Source organism: Sorangium sp. So ce296 (assembly GCF_051529605.1).
GTDB classification, from domain to species: domain Bacteria; phylum Myxococcota_A; class Polyangia; order Polyangiales; family Polyangiaceae; genus Sorangium; species Sorangium cellulosum_D.
Genome location: NZ_CP150325.1, coordinates 12,397,732 through 12,415,842, shown reverse-complemented (window position 1 = coordinate 12,415,842; position 18,111 = coordinate 12,397,732). Strand labels below are relative to the sequence as shown.

The window sequence follows — 18,111 nt, the reverse complement described above, 5'->3', positions numbered from 1 at the left end:
TTTCTCCTCAGCCCAGGTGGATCTGCTCGGCGTCGACCTTGACCAGCTCCTCGGCGGTGAGGAGCGTGTGCTCGCCGTGGACACGGACCGTCTTCTCGGCGGTGTAGTCGATGCGCTCGGCGCGGAGCTGGTCGGTCTCCACGACCGTGCGGTACGAGCGCTGGACGCGCTGCGAGAGGCGCTCGAGGACCGAGTCGACGCGGGCGGCGAGCAGCTTCACGGCGCCGAGCTCGGCGCGCACGAGATCGCCGAGGAAGGAGAGGCTGCGCACGGTGACGTGGCCCTCGTCGGCGTCGGCGCGGAGGACCGGCGCGACCACGCTCACCTCGCGGCCAGCCGCGACCTCCACGCCCTGCTGCGCGGCGATGCGAAGGCGGCCGCCGGCGAGGCGCAGGTCGAGGTCGCCGTCCACCGCCATCGTCTTCGCCGCGGCGGGATCGCGCCGCAGCACCGCGAGGACGAAGGCGCCATCGCGCGGCGAGCGGGCGAGGAGCACGAGGTCGTCGACCTCGGCGGCGATGAGGCAGCTCACGGCGCGGCGGGCCTCGTGGTTGCCCGAGGCGGTGCGGACGACCACGGCGCCGTCGTCGCGCAGCGCGAGGACGCGGCCGGTCTCCTGCACGGCGCGGTCGGCGAGCGGGCCGGGCTCGTCGTCGTCGTCGTTGTGGATGTGGATCTTGCGCGCCAGGTTGCTCATGTTTCTCCGTTCGTTCGTGCCGGTGCTCGTTCCTTGGGCTGCCACAGCTCCGCGGCGGTGAGCTCGGCGTCGTCGGCGAGCGCCGCGCTGCGATCTCCCCACTCGGTGTCCTCGTCCATGACGCGGTGCAGGCGCGCGCGCTCGAGCGCGGCGCCGGTGAAGACGGCGCGCGCGACGTCGGCGCGCGAGAGGTCGGCGTGGCGCAGGCTGGCGCCGTCGAAGCGGGTGCCGAGGCACGTGGCCTCGGCGAGGACGGACTGATCGAGGTTGGCGCCGGAGCAATCGGCGTCCGAGAGATCGGCGCGGAGGAAGATCGACTGAAGGAGGTGCGCGCCGGCGAGGTTGGCGTCCGCGAGCTTCGCACCGGTGAAGAGGGCGCGCCCGGCGCGCGCGCCGCTGAGGTTCGCGCCGGCGAGGTTCGCGCCGGTGAAGTTGCTCTGCGTGAGGGTCGCAGCCGACAGATCGCAGCCCGAGAGATCGGCGCCGATGAGCTGCGTCATCAGGATCTCCAACCCGGCGAGGCTCTGCCCAGCGAGGCGCGCTCCGGCGAGCATGGCCAGCTCGAAGCGGGCGCCCGAGAGCGACGCGGTCGTGAGGTCGGCCTTGTGGAGCACCGTCTGCTTGAGGTTCGCCTCGGCGAGCGAGAGCGAAGCGGTCACGGCGTCGAGGATGGCCGCGCGATCGAGGTTCGTGCGGGCGAGGCAGGCGGCGCCGAGGTCGACCTGGTTGAGCAACGCGAGCGCGAGCTTGGCGCCTGTGAGATCGGCGCGCGCCAGGTTCGAGGCGAGGAGCTTGGCCTTGAGGAGCGTGGCGTCGCGCAGCGCGGCGCCGGCGAGCGAGCAGCGCGTGAAGACCGCCAGGGTGAGGTTCGCGCCCGTGAGGTCGGCGCCGGCGAGATCGCAGCCGGTGAGCAGCGACTCCTTGAGGTTCGCGCCCGCGAGCCGCGCGCCCTGGAGGCGCACGTCCTCCAGGATCGCGCCGCGGAGATCGGCGCCCGCGAGATCGGCGCCCGCGAGATCGGCGCCGGTGACGATCTCGCCGCTGTGGATCAGGTCGATCAGCTCAGCTCGCTGCACGCGCCCTCCTGGTGACCCGGGCCCGGGTCAGGTTCGCTTCGTCCAGCACGGTCGCGTCGTCGGCCTCGATCTTCGAGAGGTCGGCGCGGAAGAGGTTCGCCCCGCGGAAGCTCGCGCCGCGCACGTTGGCGCGATCGACCAGGGCGAGCATCAGGTTGGCGTCGACCAGGCTCGCCCCGGAGAGGTCGGCCTTGGTGAAGCGGGCCTCGTGGGCGATCGCGCGGTCGAAGCGGGCGCCGCGCAGATCGCAGCCGGAGAGGTCGGCGCCGCCGAGGCGGGCGCGGGCGAAGCTGCAGCCGGCGAGGTTCATGCCGCGCAGGTTGGCGCCCTCCAGGGCGGCGCCGGTGAAGTCGGCGCCCTCGAACGAGGAGCCCTGCACGGCGCGCAGCCTGGTCAGGGTGGCGCCGCGCAGCCTCGCGCCGGCCGCGTCGGCGGTGACGAAGGTAGCGGCGCTGAGGTCAGCGCCGGTCAGGTCGGCGCCGCGGAGATCGACCTCGATGAAGCTGCACTTCACGAGCGACGCGCCCGCGAGCTTGATGCCGCGCAGCTCGGACCTGAGAAAGGTGAGGCTCGTGGCGGCGACGCCGCCGAAATCCGTGTCGTCGAAGATCGCCTCCTCGAGATCGACGCCGTGCAGGCGCGCGCCGCGGAAGCGGGCGCGGGTGAGATCGGCGCCCGCGAGCACCGCGCGGGTGAGATCGGCGCCCGCGAGGTCGGCGTCGGTGAGCGAAGCTTGACCGAGGTTGCAGCCCGCGAGCCTGGCGCCGGTGAGATCGGCGCGGGTGAGATCGGCGCGCGCCAGCACCGCGCGGGAGAGGTTGGCGCCGCTCAGGTTGGCGCCGGCCAGGCTCGCGCCCTCGAGGAACGCCGAGCCGAGGTCGACGCCGCGCAGATCGAGGCCCGCGAGGTCGGCGCCGGTGAGATCGCGCCCGGCGAAGCTGACGCCGCCCTGCGCGCCGGACGGCAGCTCGACGCGCGCGCGCTCGCTGACGGACGCCGCGGCGGGCGGCGCGGCAGGGAGGCGGTGCGCGGCCGCGCGGTACTGCTCGCGGAGCTGCTCCTCGACGGCCTGGAGCTTCTCGCGCAGGCGCGGGTCTGCGAGCCGGGCCTCCACCGCGGGCAGGGGCGTGCCGGCGTTCTGCGCGAGCTGCAGCATGTCGCGGAGGCGCTCGTTCTCGGCCTCCGCCGAGAACTTCGGAGGGCCGCCCTGCTGCTTCTTCTGCTCGAGCAGCGCCTTGTCGTAGTCGATGCCGGCCGCCTGCGCCCGGCGGCGCGCCTCCGCTTCCGTCGCGAGGCGCTCCTCGGCCGCCTCGGCCTTTCGCCTGGCGGCGTCTTTCTGAGCGCGGGCGAGGATGCCCTCGATCTCGTCGAGCGTGGGCGCCGTCGCGCTCGGCCCGGGCTCCGCGGGCGGCGCCAGGGGGAGGTGCTCGTCCGGGTCGAGACCCGCGGCCTGGATGCGGGCTCGCACCTCGTCGCGCTGGCGCGCCGTCTTCCGGCGCATGTTCCTGGCCTTGAGCTGCTCGCTCTGCACGGCCAGGTCCGGGTCGGTGAGCTCGTCGAGCGCCACCTCGGCGGCCGGGCCCGGCGGCATCAGGTCGCCGTCGCGCAGCGCGGCGAGGGCGCCGCGCTTCCTGTCGAGGCGCTCGGCGAGCACCGCCTGGTAGTGCGCGAGCGGCCGCGGCGAACCAGGGGCCTCGCAGGCCGCGATGAGCTGGAGCACGTCGGAGGCGTCGTCCTCGGCGACGGGGGTGACGCCGCGGAAGAGCAGCAGCATGCGCTCGGCCGCGGGGAAGAGCTGCACCGTCTCGAAGCGCATCGGGACCTCGCGCAGCTCGCCCTCGCGCAGCTTGACGAAGGCGCGCGGCCGCAGGCGCGGGAGCCTCCCCGTGAGCACGGGTTGGTCCGGGTGCATGTGCTCCAGCGTGAACGGCTCGCCGCCCGCGAAGGGCTCGTCGAGCTGCTGATCCGCAGGGGCGGTGTTGTGATAGGCGGGGTCGAAGTCGAGCGGCAGATCCGGCGATCGCTCCTCGAGCCAGGCGTCGTCGTAGGTGCCGGCCCTGGCCACGCGCTCGGGCGCCATCGCGTCGAGCGGCCCGAAGCCCGTCGCCTTGCCGCTCACCCGCATCGCCTTGTCGATGGGGCCGAGCGAAAGGCGCAGCGGCCGCTCCTCGCCCTGCGGGTACGCCTGCCCGATCACCAGCACCTCGGCGCGCGGCTTGGGCATGCCGGCGTCGGGCGGCGTGTCCGGGCCCAGCTCCGCGGCGAGCAGCTTCCACAGGTTGGCCTCGTGCAGCGGGCTCTCGGGCGCGTCGAAGGGGGCCGCGAGCAGCACGGTCACGCACAGCTCGACGCGCCCCGCTGCCTCGAACGTGCGGTAAAAGACGCTGAGCTTCTGCGGCTTGATCGCCTTCATGAGACGATGAAGAAGCTGGTCATGGTGAGGTGGAGCCCGGCGTGCGCGAGGGCGAGGGCCTGGTCCTTCAGGTCGAGCGAGGTGTGGCTGAGCGATGTCCCGGTCTCCGAGATCGAGACCTCCGTGCCCGAGACGTTCAGGGTGTTGTACGAGAAGCTCCCCGCGAGCTTCGCGGAGACCGTGGCGCCGATGAAGAGCTCGGCCGTGGCCCCGATGGTGAGGTTGGCCTTGCCGCCGATGAACACGCCGGTCTTGCGCCCGAACACGACTTCGTCGGAGATCCCCCCGGTCAGGGACAGCGAGCTCCCGTCGGTCCTGAGGATCATGTTGTGGCCGTCGTTGGGCGCGCCCATGCGCAGCACGGTGTTGCAGTAAGGCGTCTGCAGCGTGATGCGCTGATGGCCGGCCTTGTCCTCCAGCTCGAATCGGTTGCGCCCACCCGTCTGGATGACGTTGGTGGTGTCGTTGCTGCGGGTGACGGGGCTCGGCGTGAGCATGTTGGGGACGACGCCGGCGATCACCGGCCGGTCCGGATCGCCGCCGAGGAACGTGAAGAGCACCTCGGTGCCCTTGCGCAGCGGGAAGTGCCAGCCCTCGATGCTGCCGCCGTGGGGCTGGAGCATGCGCACCCAGGTGGAGGCCTTGCCGTCCTTGAGGTCGCTCTCGTCGAAGTGGAACTTCACGCGGTAGCGCCCGGCGTCGTCGATCTGCGCGTACTCGCTCTCCGCCGGGCCGCAGATGGTGCCGCTCTCGGAGCCGTAGATGCGCGGCCACGGCGTCCGGCTCTCGGCGCGGAACTGCACGCTGGCAGGGATCGCCTGCACCTCCACGCGGTACCCCTCGGAGCCCTCGACGCCGGTGAGCGCGCGCAGCGCCGGGTCGGTGATCGCCTGGTTGCCCTGATGCTCCACGGCGACGGCGAGGTACTCCATGTCGAACGCCGCGCGCGGGTGCTCGCGCAGCTTGAAGCGGTAGCCGGACCGCAGACCCAGCGCGCCGCCGGCGCCGCGGTACACCACTTCCAGCGCGCGTAGCTCCTCGGCGCGGATCGCGGCCAGGCGCTTGCCCTCCTCCGGCGAGAAGAAGCGCCCGCCGTGCACGTTGATCTCGCCGAGCCCGACCCGCGACACCGCGGCGCTGCCCGACACGTCGAGCGTCGGCCGGCCGTAGTCGTAGTCGCGGAGGCGCACGCTGCCGGTGAGCGCCTGGTGCTTGCACGTGAAGGTGTTGAGCGCCTCGCCCGCCGTGACGTCGCTGCCGCCGAGCGCGAAGAAGCGCACGCCCCTGCCGTCCACCTCGGACTGGAACGACTTGTTGTCGGTGATGACGAGCTGCTCCGCGGCCTCGCCGTGCCGGAAGTAGTAGTACATCCCCTCGCGCTCCATCCAGCGGGTGATGAAGTCGAAATTGCTCTCCTGGTACTGGCAGACGTGCTCCTGCGGCGGGTAGCGCTCGAGCAGCTCGAAGGCGAAGTCGCCGCTGTTCAGGCCGCCGTCCTCGAGCACCTCGCGCAGGATCTCGGGGACGCTCATGTCGGTGAAGATGCGGCTGTGGCGCGTCTTGGTCAGGTGCCACAGCTGCGGCACCAGCGTGGCGCGGAACAGCGAGTGCTCGTCGGTCTCGTGGAGCAGCTCGAACGCCGCGAGGACGCCGTGGAGGGCGAAGGGCGGGCGGCCGTCCTCGCGATCCACCTGGAGCGTGGCCCTGGTGCCGACCACGTCGCCGAGGTCGAGCTCTCGCCCCTCGGCGCCCACCAAGAGTAAGATCTCGAACGCGTAGAGCCGCGAGATGCCCTCGCTCCCCTGGAAGGCGGCGACCGTCGTGGTGTCGGGCAGCGCGCTCGATTGAATGGTGAAAAGGTCCTTCATCCGTCGCTCCGTTCGCCGGGGTCGATCTCCACGAGCCCGCGGGTGTTGGTGCCGAGCTTGGCGGTCTTGCGGGACGCTCCGAAGACGTTGGCGCCGGCCAGGTCGGCGTCGCGCAGGTCGGCGCCTTCGAGGTCCGCGCGCGCGAAGCTCGCCCCGGCGAGGCGCGCCCCGCGCAGGCTCGCGCCCGCGAGGTCGGCGTGATCGAAGCGGCAGCCGGCGAGCTCCGCCTTGGTCGCCGAGAGGTCGCGCAGCACGGCGCGCTCGAAGCCCGCGCCCTCGAGCCGCGCCTGCCGCAGGTCCGCGCCCTCGAGCCGGGCCTCGCGCAGGTCGGCGCCGTCGCCCGTGAGGCGCTGCAGGTTGGCGCCGCCGAGCGAGGCGCGCGCGAAGCTCGCCCCGGCGCAGCTCGCGCGGCGCAGGTTCGCGCCCTTCAGGTCGGCGCCCGCGAACGAGGCGCGGTCGAGCGTCGCCTTCTCCCAGACCGATCCGGGCGCGTCGACCTCGGCCAGCGAGGCCCCCGCGAACGTCGCGCCCGTGGCCCGCGCCTGCGCGAGGCGCGCGCGCTCGAAGACGGCACCGGGAGCGCGCGCCTCGTCGAAGCACGCCGCGGCCAGGTTCGCGCCCTCGAAGCGCGCGCCCGCGAGCGAGGCCGCGGTGAAGTCGGCGGCCGCCATGTCGGCCCCCGCGAAGCTGGCCTCGTCCCATGTTCCGCGCGCGAACGTGGCGCGCGCCGCCGTCACTCCGTGGAAGCTCGCGCCCTGCCCCGCCGCGCCGGCGAGGCTCGCGTCGGTGAGCACGGCCCTGTCGAGCTGCGCCTTCACCAGCACCGCGCGGCCGAGATCGGCGTCGCTCAGGTCCGCGTCCGTGAGGTCGGCGCCGCTGAGGTCGGCGTCCGCGAGCTGCGCCGCGCCGAGGCGCGCGCGCGCGAGCTTGCAGCGGCCGAGGTTGGCGCCGGTGAGGTTGAGCTTGGCGAGCGTGGCGCCGGTGAGATCGAGGCCGTGCAGGTCCGTGCCGACGAGGTCGAGGTCGAGCAGGGGCTCGCGGGCGGCGATGCGCGCGAGCACGATGGCGCGGAGGCCGGTGGGCGGCGGGTCGGCGGCGGGGGATGCGGGGGCGGTCGATGTCGGTGGAGGTGCGTACGAGCTTGTCGCTGGGAGCAGCTCCGCCGCTGCTGGGGGCGGCGCGAGGAACGCCGGCGGCGCCACGGCGGGCGGCGGGGCGAGGAACGCCGGTGGCGCCACCACCGGCGGCTCGGCCGCGAGCGACGACAGGGCCACCGCCGGAGGCGCGCTCGGCCTCTCCGGCTCGCGCTGGAACGGCAGCGCGGGACCGCGCGGCGCGCCTTCTCCCGACCGCAGCTGCAGCGTCGCCGAGCCCGCCGTCTGCTCCTGTCTCGGCTCCGGCTCGCGCCGGAACGGGAGTGCTTCGTCGGGCGCGCGCAGCGCGCCTTCTCCCGACCGCAGCTGCAGCGTCGCCGAACCCGCCGTCTGCTCCTGCCTCGGCTCCTCACGCCTGCTCGCCGCCTCGTCCCGCGGCGTTCCGGGCCGGAACGGGAGCGCGTCCTCGGGCACGCGCAGCGCTTCTTCCCCCGATCGCAGGCGCAGCGTCGCCTGACCCGCCTCCTCCTGCCTCGGCTCCGGCCGGGGCTTGAACGGCAGCGCGCCCTCGGGCCGGCGCTGCGCGGTCTCCTCGAGGCGGAGCACCATCGTCGACCCGTCGGCGGCCGGCGGCGCTTCGGCCTCCGGCGCGACGTCGATCCGTGGCGGCCGGCCGGGCCGCGGCCTCGCAGCAGCCGCCGGAGGCCCCTCGGGGTCGGGCATCGTGAAGCCGCGGGCGGCGAGCTGCTTCGCCAGTTCGCTCGCGCTCATCCTGATGGTCGTGGGCGCGGGCCGCTCGGGCGCCGTCACCGGCCACGCCACGGGTCGCTCCGGCAGCTCGATCCCGGCCGTGATCTGCAGGGACCGCAGATCGAGCCCCGTGGCCGGGAAGTGGCCGCTCCACAGGATCGTGCAGCTCCGCGCCAGCGTGTCGATGTGCACCCGGTCGGGCCAGAGCTCGATCGGCTTGCCCGCCTGGAGATCGTGCGCCGGCCCATAGAGCCGCGCGACGCCGCGCGCGGACGGGAGCTGCGTCTCCACGTGCGGCAGCTCCGGGTGCAGGCCGTCGAGCACGATCCACTCGTCGCCGCGCAGCTTGTCGAGCCGCTGATCGGCCGGCGCCGCCTGGAAGTAGGCCCAGGGGAAGTCCGCTTGGAGCGTCGGGACCAGCGCCTCCAGTGCGGCGATGTCGACGTCGCGGAGCAGCCTGGCGCGCGAAGGCCAGACGCACGGGATGGGCGCGAAGCCCGCCGGCAGCACCCGCCCCTCGGGATCGAGCAGGTTCGGCGAGCGCTCCGGCCCCACGCCCGCCGGGTTGTCCGTGCCGGGACCGCCGAGCGCGCGCTCGTACACCAGCGGCATGCGCTGAAAGGGCCGCGGATCGGCGCCCTCCTCGGCGCGCTCGCCCTGCACCTGGATCGCCTTGTCGATCAGCACCGCGCCGTCACGCAGCAGGCGCAGCCGGGCAGTCACCGCGCTCGCGCTCTGACCCGGCGGCGCGTACGCGTCGCCGGTGAGCAGGACATCCACCTTGCGCACGTGCGGCGCCAGCTCACCGGCGGCGCGCAGGCTGCGCTCGGGGACATCGCCTTCGTGCTCGTCGTCGCGGACGACCGGCGCGGCCGCCATCGGCGTCATCGGCCCGCCGTTCACGAGGGCGAACGTGCCCTTGACGACCGCCGTCACGCGCAGGTGCCCGCGACTGCTCCACAGCCGCGTCCCACAGGCGGCTTCGCCGAGGGGGATGACGCGGACTGGCCACATTTGCAGGGAGGTCGTCACCTTACCTCACTTGCGCTGCGCGCTGTGCAGACTGCCGCGTACACAGACATCACCCGCCCGCCCACCGGTGTTGATCCGATCCGACTCCGCTCCGGTGGGATCGCGTTATCGATGCTGCCTGGGTGCATGGCAGAGGGACACTCTCGCAGGTAATGTGCCACTCCGTGATCCCCTTGCTGCGCCGGAGATCGGCCTCGTCGGGTGAGGTGTGCCGTCCTCATGTGCTGAAAGCAGGCTGCTGTCTCGGAGGATCGCCCCCGCGTTGCCTTCGATCGACCAGAAGCGGTTGCCTTTCCACGTGCGAGACGACGCCGACGTGACCCTGCCACGAGCCCGGCTCGCCGCGGGTCCAGACCACTACCATGCCCGGGCGGAGCGCGCCCAGATCCTCGCGCAGGCAGCGGCCCACCTCGGGATGAGCGCCGCCTCGCTGAGGATGACGCTCGAGGGCCGTGCGATCCCGGTTCGCGCACCGGTGGCAGCCGCGGGCGCTCTCGGCCGCCGCCGAGGTGCCCGACGCCGACGACCGCGGCGAGCTCGAAGACTACCTCGGCACGGCCGTCGAGCGCCCGAGCCGGACGTGGCGCGCCAGGGCCTGCCTCGAGATCGAGGTCGCAAGTCAGTGCGAGACGGTCGAGGAGGCACTCGCTCACCTCAAGGAGGCTCGAGCTCTACTCAGCGAGGGTTCGTTGCCCGGCGGCGCGATCCCGTGTAGGTCGAGTTTCCAAGATGTTTCGATCGTCGCTGCCCTCTTCGCCCGGCCCGGCTGGCGCCGCAGAGCTCGTCGTGGTCGGCGCCGGCTCGGCTGGCGCCGTGATCGCCGCGCGCGTCACCGAGCGCGCCGATCGCGAGGTGCTGCTGCTCGAGGCGGGCCCGGACTACCCGGACCTCTCGCGCCTGCCCGCCGACCTGCGGGACGGCACGCGCAACTCGTGGCTCGCGCACGACTGGGGCTACCGCCACCGGCCGACGCCGGGGCAGATCATGTTCCTGTTCCCGCGCGGCAAGGTGGTCGGCGGCTCGTCGGCCGTGAACACGTGCATCGCGATCCGCGGCATGCCGTACGACTACGACGAGTGGGCCGCGCTCGGCCTGCCCGAGTGGGGCTTCGACGCCTGCCTGCCCTACTTCAAGCGCCTCGAGGACGACCGCGACTTCGGCGAGCCGTGGCACGGCAAGGGCGGCCCGGTGCCCATCCGCCGGGCGCGGCGCGAGGAGCTCGTGCCGTGGCAGGCGGCGTTCGTCGACGGGTGCAGGGCGCTCGGCTACCGCGAGTGCGCGGACACGAACGATCCGCAGGCGCCCGACGGAGTCGGGCCGCACGCGATGAACAAGATCGACGGCCAGCGCATGAGCGCGGCGCGCTGCTACCTGACCGCCGAGGTGCGCCGGCGGGAGAACCTGCGGCTCCGGCCGCGCACGACGGTGCGGCGGGTGCTGGTGCGGAATCGCCGCGTCGAGGGGGTCGAGGTCGAGACCGACGGGCGCGTCGAGGTCGTCGCGACGCGGAAGGTGGTGTTGAGCGCGGGCGCGATCGCGACGCCCGGGATCCTGCTGCGCAGCGGGATCGGGCCGCGCGACCAGCTCGCGCGGCTCGGGGTCGAGCCTGTGTCCGACGTGCCCGCCGTGGGGGCGCGGCTGCTCGACCATCCGGGGGCGGCCATCGGCCTGTGGCCGCGCCGCCGCGGGCTGATCGACGTCCTGCGCCAGCCGCTCGTGCAGACGGTGCTCCGCTACACGTCGCGCGGCAGCCCGTACCCGAACGACATGCAGCTCCAGCCGGGCTCCTTCTTCCCGGTGCACCCGCGCCTCACGATCCCGGCGTTCGCCATCGCGTGCTGCATCGGCAAGCCGCGCGGCGCTGGCCGCATCGAGTACCTGAGCGCCGACCCGCACGCGCGGCCGCGCATCGTCTCCAACATGCTCGTCGACCGCGACGATCGCGCGCGTGCGGTCGACGCGCTGGTGCTCGCGTACGAGGTCGCCCGCACCGCGCCGATGCGCGACCTCGGCTTCTTCCTGTGGCCCACGGAGCGCACGCTGATGCGGCGCGAGGCGCTGGAGCGGTGGATCACCCGGAGCTGCGGCTCCGGGTATCACCCGTGCGGGACGGTCCCGATGGGGCCCGAGGGGGACGCGGCGGCGGCGGTCGACGGGCGCGGGCGGGTGCGCGGCGTCGAGGGCCTGATCGTCGCGGATGCGAGCATCATGCCGACCATCCCGAGCGTGAACACGAACCTGACCGCGCTGATGATCGGCGAGCGCTTCGGCGAGTGGCTCCGCGAGGGCGCGGTGTAGCCGGCGGCGGACGCGGACCAGCGCGCGCAGCGTGACTGTCTGGGGGAGCGGCCAGCTGTGGAGTGCATGGCCAGCAGCGCGGGAGGAACGTCATGAATCGACCGGAGCAGCTACACGAGCGGCTGGACGCGATCGGTCGCTCGCTGGAGAGCAGCGGCAAGGCGCTCGCGTTGATCGGACTGGGCTCGCTGGGCGTCGAGACCGCGCGGGCCGACAGGTACTCGGACCTCGACTTCTACGCCGTCGTGCGCCCCGGCCACAAGGCTGAGTTCCTCCGCGATCTTCGCTGGATGAGCGCGGCCCATCCCGTGGCGTGGTGCTTCCAGAACACGCCGCACGGCTACAAGCTGCTCTACGAGGACGGGATCTTCTGCGAGCTCGAGGTGTACGAGCCAGAGGAGCTGCCCAAGGTGCGCTATGCCGAGGGGCGATTCGTCTGGAGGGCGCGGGACTGCGATGCGTCTTTGCGGATCCCGGCCCAGGAGATCGGAGATCGAGAGGAGCGGTCGGTCGCGTGGAACGTGGGCGAGCTGGTGACCAACCTGTACGTCGGCCTGTGCCGGTATCGACGCGGGGAGAAGCTCTCGGCGTACCGGTTCGTGCAGGGATACGCGGTCGATCGGGTGATGGAACTGCTCCCGCACATCAGGACGCCCGAGCCGGTGCACCGCGATCCGTTCGGTCGCGAGCGGCGCATCGAGCAGCAGTATCCGGACATGACGGCTGATTTCGCCTCGTTCATGCAGGGCTACGAGAGGACGCCGGAGTCGGCGCTTTCTCTCTTGCGCTGGGTGGAGCGGCACTTCGAGGTGAACCCCGCGATGCGCCGCCTCGTCGAGGAACTTTGCCTGCGGTGAGGCACGGCGGGGGCCGCGCGCGATGATGTCAGGCGGTGGTTGCGGATGGCGCCGCTCGGGCCGACGGTGCACCCGCCGCCGCTCGATCTCGCCAGCTTCTGGTTCGCGCTGATCTGTCATCGGCGCGCGCAGAACGAGCCGGCGCAGCGCTGGCTGCGCGACCAGGTCGTGAAGGCAGCTTCCCGACGGCGGCGTCCCTCGGAACGAGCGCCTCGTTCCTGTAGGCTCGGCCGTCATGCGCACCCGATACCTGATCTTGCTCGCCTTCACCTCGGCCACCTTTTCGCTTGTCGCCTGCGGGGATGATGCCGGCGCAGACCCCCAGGCCGAGGGCGGCGGTGGCGCGGGCGGCGCGGACCCCCAGGCCGAGGGCGGCGGCGGCGCGGGCGGCGCGGACCCCCAGGCCGAGGGCGGCGGCGGCGCGGGCGGCGCGGACCCCCAGGCCGAGGGCGGCGGCGGCGCGGGCGGCGCGGACCCCCAGGCCGAGGGCGGCGGCGGCGCGGGCGGCGCGGACCCCCAGGCCGAGGGCGGCGGCGGCGCGGGCGGCGCGGACCCCCAGGCCGAGGGCGGCGGCGGCGCGGGCGGCGCGGACCCCCATAGCTCGGACGACATCCTCGATCAGCTCCAGGCCGTCGAGGGGCTCACGGTCGAGGAGCAGGACTCGGGCCTTCCGGGCTACCGCTACTTCGTCATGGAGATCGACCAGCCTGCGGATCACGATGAGCCGGACGGCGCGCGGTTTCGCCAGCGCCTTGTGCTCCACCACCGGGACCCCGCCGCGCCCGTGGTGATCGCGACGGAAGGCTACAACCTCTGGCCGGACTACCAGTGGCTCGACGAGCCCACCGAGCTGCTCGCCGGCAACCAGATCCGCGTCGAGCACCGCTTCTTCACGCCTTCCCGCCCGGAGCCTGCGGACTGGTCGCAGCTCACCATCGAGCAAGCCGCCGCGGACATTCACCACGTCATCGCGTCGTTGAGGCCCTTCTACGAGGGCAAGTGGATCTCCACCGGCGGGAGCAAGGGCGGGATGACCTCGATCTACCATCGTCGCTTCTATCCCGACGACGTGGACGGCACCGTGGCTTACGTGGCGCCGCACAGCATGGGCAACCCCGACCCGCGCTACCTCGAGTTCCTGGCCGAGCGCGGCGATGCGGCCTGCCAGGGCGCGCTCCGGGAGTTCCAGCGCGAGGTGCTGCTGCGGCGCCCGGCGATGCTGGCGCGCATGGAGGCCGACGCCGCGGCAGAGGGCTTCTCCTACGACCTGCTCGGCATCGAGAGGGTCCTGGAGACCGCGGTGGTCGACTCCGTCTTTGCCTTCTGGCAGTACATGGACGCGACCCTCTGCGGCGCCGTCCCGACCGCGGCGTCGGACGACGAGGACGTCTGGGCCTTCCTCGATACGCTGAGCCAGCCCTCGTTCTACAGCGATGCTTCCCTCCTCGTGTACGAGCCGTACTACTGGCAAGCTGCGGTCCAGCTTGGTTATCCGGCGATCGCGACGGAGCACCTCGCCGATCTCCTCGTGTACCCCGACGCCGACACGGCCACGTCGTTCATCGTCCCTGGACCCGGCAAGGATCCGGTCTTCGATCCCGGGGCGATGCGGGACATCTCCGCTTGGCTCACCGCCGAGGGCGAGCGGCTGATGTTCCTTTACGGCGAGAACGACCCGTACACGGCCGCCGCCTTCGACGTCGGGGCGGCTCGGGACACGCACCGCTTCGTCGTGCCGGATGGAAACCACCTCTCCAGCCTGGGCGATCTCTCGCCGCCCGAGCGCGATATCGCCTTCGGTGCGCTCGCGTCGTGGGCGGGTGTCTCGCCGATCGACGTCGACCGCGCGCGCGCGCGTGCGCCCCGCATGCTGCTCCGCGGCCGTCGGTGGATCATGCGGCGCTGACCGCAGTCGCCCGTCCCAGAGGGCGGAGCTCCTGACGGGCGGAGCTAGGTGGCCGACTGCATGCTCCCCCGCGCCGCGCGGTAGTCGGTGAACATCGAGCCCAGGATGTTGGCGGCCCCTGTGGCAATTTGGACGAAGGCGGCGAGCGGTGCGCGCTTCGTGTACCCGAGCGCGAACGGCGCCGCGATCACCGAGGCGCTCCACACATAATCGAGCACCTCGTGCGCCTGGATCGGGATCAGCTTGGCCAGGCTCATCCGGTAGTCGGTGAGCAGGGACACGGAGATCACCGAGGCGCCGAGGATCGCACCGGCGACCTTTGCCTCACGTCGGTTCGAGGCGAGGCCGGCCAGGGCCACCATGAGGCCGTTCGAGTAATCGAGGGCGGAGTGGACGTCCTGGGGGATGAGGCGCCGGATGGGCAGGACGCCGAAGAGCAGCTTGGAGGGGATCGCAGCGTTCTTCTGGACCGCCGGCGCGGCGGCGCCCGGCCTGGTCACCTCCGGCGACAGCATGTCTTCGGTGCTCGGGTAGATCGCGGACTGTGTCATGAGAAACCTCCCGCCGCGCGGCTTAGCAATCCGCGGACCGAAGGTCGTCAAAGCCGCGCTCGCCCGCTCGGCGAGCGAGCGCGAGCGCGGTTACCGCAGGATCTCCTCGAGCAGCCGGTTCGGCTCGCCGCGGAGATCGTCGCCGAACGACGCCACGCCGAGCCCGTTCACGTCGAAGCCCTTCGCGCCGGAGGCCGGGAAGCCGTCCGCCGGCCGCAGGCTCGTGCCGAGGAGGTGGGCGACGGTGGTGTTGTACTCGGCGGCCGTCATGCGGTGCAGCGGCATGCCGCCGGAGACGGCGGGCGCTCGTTCCGGATCGCCGCCACATCCGACGAGGCCAGCGCACGAGAGGCCCACGAGGCACCCCGAAGCGGCGCGCCGGAGGCTCATGGTCGCTCGGTCGCGTCGGGACGTCATGGCCGGCTCCTGCGGGTGAGATGGGCGGCGCCCGACAGGAACTCCACAGGCCCCCTCGGAAGTCAAGGACCTCGCCGCGAGCGCCTCTCTCCAGGTCCTCCCCGGAGCAGGACCCGGCGTCTCCCCTCCAGCAAGAGGAATTCCGGCGGCGCAGAGGACTCGGAGAGAATCCCAGAGAGCCGCTGTGCTCTCCGTGCCCTCTGTGCTCCCTGTGCCTGCGCGGCGCGGATCTCGGGCTTTCGCGCCCCCGGCGCGAGAGGCCTCTCCCGGAGGGTCCGCGGCTTGCTCTCCCCAGCGCAGGTGCGCGCTTCGTGGCACCGGGAGGGGCTCATGCGGACTTCGAAGACGGGGAGAAACAGCGGTAGGTCAACAAGAGGGAGAGGCGTCGTGGGGGGGCTCGCCGGGCTTCTCGGGCTCGGCCTCTGTCTCGGCATCTCCAGCGCTTCCGCGGGCGACGCCGCACAGGCCACCTCGCTGCAGGCGCATGCGCATGCGCATGCGCAAGGCCGCCTCGGGCCGCAGCGGGCCTCGATGGGCACGCAGCAGGCCGCCTCCACCTACGTCGCGAACCCCCAGAAGCGGCGCTGGATCGTCGCCGGAGCGTCCACGCTGGGCGGCTTCTGGACCGCGTCGGCCATCTACGGCGCCGCCCTCAGCCTCGAGCGGCCGCACTCCCGGCTCGTGCCCCATTGCACCAAGTGCGCGTGCTCCCTCGTCCGGCAGCGCGACAGCGCCTCGGCGAGCCCCACCACGCTGCTCATCCCCCTCGCCGGCCCCTGGATCCACCTCGGCACGGGGCGGCACTCGGCGGCAGGCGCGGTCGGCCTCTCCGTCTTGGGCGCCGGCCAGGCCGTCGGCCTCGGGATGCTGCTCGGCGGCATCGCCATGCCGCGGCAGGTGCGCGTGCCGATGAAGCGCGGCAGCGTGCTCCAGGTGGGCGCAGCGCCGGTCGTCACCCCCGACGGGCTCGGGCTCTCGATCCACGGCTCGATGTAGCCGCGGATCGAGGTCCCCGCGCGCGCCCGGATCGCGGAGCGCCCGCGGCGCGCCGGCGCGTAGTGGTCAAATTTGAATATGAAGGCGGGAAGGCGGAAAGAAATCCTTATTGATCTTCCCGCCTTCCCGCCTTCATGTGGACTCTCTCTGGGCAAAGTTGACCACTACCCGCCGGCGCGCGGGTCACGGCGCGAGGCCCAGGATCGCCCGCACGCGCAGCCGCTCCTCGGGCGTGAACGCGCGCGCGAGCAGCGCCTCCTCGGCGGCGCGGCGCGCCTCAGAATCGGCCTCGGTCGCCGCGATCGCCGCGCGCGCGCCCTCGAACGCGTCGAGGCGCCGCTGCCAGTCCGCCCGCTGCCGGTCGAGCTCCGCGAGCCGGTCCGCGGCCTCGGGGCCCACGGTCGCGACCCGGTGCGCGTAGAGCTCCTCGTCCGAGGCGCCCGCGTCGCGGAGCGCCTGCTCCTCGGCCTGCTGGACGAGCGGGCGCACCGCCGCCTCCCGCGCCTCGCGGAGGTGCTCGGGCAGCGCCGCCTCGACCTCGGCGAGCCGCGCGTCGCGCTCCTCGGGCGAGAGGGTCGCGTCCGCGAGGACGCGCGACGCCTCGATCGCCGCCTCCCCCTCCCGCTCCTCGTCGCCGAACAGCCGCGCCGCGACCTCGTCGCCGAAGTGCGCCCGCCGGATCTCGCGCAGCGCGGCGAGCCGCTCGGCTGGATCGGCCGCCTGCGCGGCGCGCTCCGCGCCGGCCGCCTCGCGGTAGCCGAGGTACCGGTCGAGCAGGGCGATCGCCTGGTCCGCCGCGGGCCCCGCCGCGCGCTCCCGGATCGCCGCCACGATGCGGGCGCGGATCGCCGCGGCCGGCGCCTCGCCGGTCGCGCTCAGGAAGTAGTCGAACAGCGCGAGGAGCTCGGGCCCGACGATCAGATCGCCGTTCGCGTCGACGAGCACCGCACCGTCGACGTCCGTGCCGCGGAGCGACGGTGCCGCGGCCGTCCGCGGCGCGACCGACAGCGCCTGCCGGACGCGCGCGGGGGCCGCCGCCGTCGACAGCGCCGGCCGCGCTTCCGCCGGGAGGGAGCGCGCGGCCAGCCCGCTCGTCCGCGCGGCAGACGCGGCCGGCCGGGGCCGCTCCCGCGAGAGGAGCCGCCCGGCGCCGAGCAGCGCGGCGACCGCCATCGCCGCGACGAGGACGTTCCTTCTACGACGCTCCACGGGCCCTCACCGGATCAGAGACCGAGGTTCTTCAGGCGGCTCGCGTGCGCCCGGAACACGGATTTCGGGTTCGGGCCAGACAGGTTGATAAACCCGAACAGCTGATTCACCTCGTCGAGGTGGTTCATCCCGTAATCGTCGCGGACCACCTCCCCGAAGTGGGCGCTGCACCTGCCCACCATCCCGTCGTTCGACTCCGAGTACAGCTTGGAGATGAGCCCGAGCGTCACGTCGGTCGGATCGAGGAGGCTCGTGATGATCCCGGTCCCCGACCACGAGAAGAAGCGCACGCCGTTCTCCTCGGCGGCGCCCTGCCCGCACCGGTCGGCGGGCAGCCCGGCCGGGTAAAGCGCGTTGAACTCGCGCATCCCCTCGGCCGAGAGCGACCTCACGGCGGCGATCGAGTCCTGAGGCGCCACGTGCCCGCTGAGCAGGCTGAGCACCGTGCCCAGGCTGTTGGCGAGGAACGAGAGCGCCCCCTGGGCGAAGCCGCCGTCGCGCAGGTTCTCCTGGAGATAGCTGGCGAGCTCGGCCCCCTGGTGCGGCGACCCGATCGTGGTCACCGAGGCGACGAGATCCGGCCGCACCGCGGCGACGTACCGGACGTCGAGCCCGCCATGGCTGTGCCCGATCAGGTTGACCTTCCCGCTCCCGGTGCGCGCGACGATATCCTCGACCTGGGCGAGCAGCGCCTCCCCGCGCGCCTCGGTGCTGTCGAACTGGGGCACGGAGGTGGCGTACACATCAGCTCCGCCGGAGCGCAGCGTCGACGCGATCCCACCGAAGTAGTCGACCACACCGAACATCGCCTTGAAGCCGGCCATCCCGTGACAGAGCACGATCGGATACTGCGTCTTCGCATAGCTCTTCAGCGCCAGGGCCGCCTCGCCGACGTCGGCGCGCTCCTCGCCCGCCGCCTCATCCATCGACGCAACGCATCCTTGCGA

Annotated in this window: 13 protein-coding genes; 4 read left to right on the top strand and 9 right to left on the bottom strand. The window is 73.1% G+C overall.

What is annotated here, in order from left to right:
- Positions 1 to 7: 7 nt before the first annotated feature.
- The 5 genes from WME98_RS45830 to WME98_RS45810 are packed head-to-tail and all read right to left on the bottom strand — an operon-like array spanning position 8 to position 8,834.
- A complete protein-coding gene (locus WME98_RS45830; RefSeq protein ID WP_437947934.1) occupies positions 8 to 697 on the bottom strand; it encodes a DUF3540 domain-containing protein in 690 nt (229 codons plus the stop codon).
- Positions 694 to 1,773 carry a pentapeptide repeat-containing protein gene (locus WME98_RS45825; RefSeq protein WP_437947933.1) on the bottom strand — a complete coding sequence of 360 codons (1,080 nt, stop codon included), beginning with the start codon at positions 1,771 to 1,773 and terminating at the stop codon, positions 694 to 696. The genes WME98_RS45830 and WME98_RS45825 overlap by 4 nt, the downstream gene beginning before the upstream one ends.
- On the bottom strand, positions 1,760 to 4,186 hold the full coding sequence (locus WME98_RS45820) for a pentapeptide repeat-containing protein (RefSeq protein WP_437947932.1): 2,427 nt from the start codon (positions 4,184 to 4,186) through the stop codon (positions 1,760 to 1,762). The genes WME98_RS45825 and WME98_RS45820 overlap by 14 nt, the downstream gene beginning before the upstream one ends.
- Positions 4,183 to 6,054, bottom strand: a complete 1,872-nt coding sequence (locus WME98_RS45815; protein ID WP_437947931.1) for a type VI secretion system Vgr family protein — start codon at positions 6,052 to 6,054, stop codon at positions 4,183 to 4,185. Before WME98_RS45815 ends, WME98_RS45820 begins: the two co-directional genes overlap by 4 nt.
- Positions 6,051 to 8,834 (bottom strand): DUF2169 family type VI secretion system accessory protein, encoded by a 2,784-nt coding sequence (locus WME98_RS45810; protein WP_437947930.1) that lies wholly within the window; start codon positions 8,832 to 8,834, stop codon positions 6,051 to 6,053. Before WME98_RS45810 ends, WME98_RS45815 begins: the two co-directional genes overlap by 4 nt.
- A gap of 825 nt (positions 8,835 to 9,659) precedes the next feature.
- Here WME98_RS45810 and WME98_RS45805 point away from each other — a divergent pair.
- From WME98_RS45805 to WME98_RS45795, 3 genes are all read left to right on the top strand, one after another.
- Complete coding sequence (locus tag WME98_RS45805; protein ID WP_437947929.1) at positions 9,660 to 11,228, top strand: GMC family oxidoreductase; 1,569 nt, start codon at positions 9,660 to 9,662, stop codon at positions 11,226 to 11,228.
- A 92-nt stretch (positions 11,229 to 11,320) separates the two neighbouring features.
- Entirely contained in the window at positions 11,321 to 12,085 is a 765-nt protein-coding gene (locus WME98_RS45800) for a hypothetical protein (RefSeq protein WP_437947928.1), read from the top strand.
- A 235-nt stretch (positions 12,086 to 12,320) separates the two neighbouring features.
- Complete coding sequence (locus WME98_RS45795) at positions 12,321 to 13,991, top strand: S28 family serine protease (protein ID WP_437947927.1); 1,671 nt, start codon at positions 12,321 to 12,323, stop codon at positions 13,989 to 13,991.
- A 44-nt stretch (positions 13,992 to 14,035) separates the two neighbouring features.
- Here WME98_RS45795 and WME98_RS45790 read toward each other — a convergent pair whose 3' ends face one another.
- Entirely contained in the window at positions 14,036 to 14,542 is a 507-nt protein-coding gene (locus WME98_RS45790; protein WP_061628507.1) for a hypothetical protein, read from the bottom strand.
- A 90-nt stretch (positions 14,543 to 14,632) separates the two neighbouring features.
- On the bottom strand, positions 14,633 to 14,959 hold the full coding sequence (locus tag WME98_RS45785) for a DUF1587 domain-containing protein (protein WP_437947926.1): 327 nt from the start codon (positions 14,957 to 14,959) through the stop codon (positions 14,633 to 14,635).
- Between the two features lie 531 nt (positions 14,960 to 15,490).
- Here WME98_RS45785 and WME98_RS45780 point away from each other — a divergent pair.
- Positions 15,491 to 15,955 (top strand): hypothetical protein, encoded by a 465-nt coding sequence (locus tag WME98_RS45780; protein ID WP_437947925.1) that lies wholly within the window; start codon positions 15,491 to 15,493, stop codon positions 15,953 to 15,955.
- Between the two features lie 183 nt (positions 15,956 to 16,138).
- On the opposite strand, the gene WME98_RS45775 is transcribed toward WME98_RS45780, so the two are convergent.
- Together WME98_RS45775 and WME98_RS45770 are read right to left on the bottom strand one after the other, a co-directional pair.
- Positions 16,139 to 17,164, bottom strand: a complete 1,026-nt coding sequence (locus tag WME98_RS45775; protein WP_437947924.1) for a lipase secretion chaperone — start codon at positions 17,162 to 17,164, stop codon at positions 16,139 to 16,141.
- Positions 17,165 to 17,178: 14 nt separating this feature from the next.
- Positions 17,179 to 18,090: an esterase/lipase family protein gene (locus WME98_RS45770; protein ID WP_437947923.1), complete on the bottom strand. Its 912-nt coding sequence runs from the start codon at positions 18,088 to 18,090 to the stop codon at positions 17,179 to 17,181.
- Positions 18,091 to 18,111: the final 21 nt, after the last annotated feature.

Coding starts and splice junctions, on each gene's coding strand:
- WME98_RS45805 (WP_437947929.1), top strand. CDS start 9,660: ATGTTTCGATCGTCGCTGCCCTCTTCGCCCGGCCCGGCTGGCGCCGCA.
- WME98_RS45815 (WP_437947931.1), bottom strand. CDS start 6,054: ATGAAGGACCTTTTCACCATTCAATCGAGCGCGCTGCCCGACACCACG.
- WME98_RS45790 (WP_061628507.1), bottom strand. CDS start 14,542: ATGACACAGTCCGCGATCTACCCGAGCACCGAAGACATGCTGTCGCCG.
- WME98_RS45785 (WP_437947926.1), bottom strand. CDS start 14,959: ATGACGTCCCGACGCGACCGAGCGACCATGAGCCTCCGGCGCGCCGCT.
- WME98_RS45795 (WP_437947927.1), top strand. CDS start 12,321: ATGCGCACCCGATACCTGATCTTGCTCGCCTTCACCTCGGCCACCTTT.
- WME98_RS45780 (WP_437947925.1), top strand. CDS start 15,491: ATGGGCACGCAGCAGGCCGCCTCCACCTACGTCGCGAACCCCCAGAAG.
- WME98_RS45770 (WP_437947923.1), bottom strand. CDS start 18,090: ATGGATGAGGCGGCGGGCGAGGAGCGCGCCGACGTCGGCGAGGCGGCC.
- WME98_RS45830 (WP_437947934.1), bottom strand. CDS start 697: ATGAGCAACCTGGCGCGCAAGATCCACATCCACAACGACGACGACGAC.
- WME98_RS45800 (WP_437947928.1), top strand. CDS start 11,321: ATGAATCGACCGGAGCAGCTACACGAGCGGCTGGACGCGATCGGTCGC.
- WME98_RS45820 (WP_437947932.1), bottom strand. CDS start 4,186: ATGAAGGCGATCAAGCCGCAGAAGCTCAGCGTCTTTTACCGCACGTTC.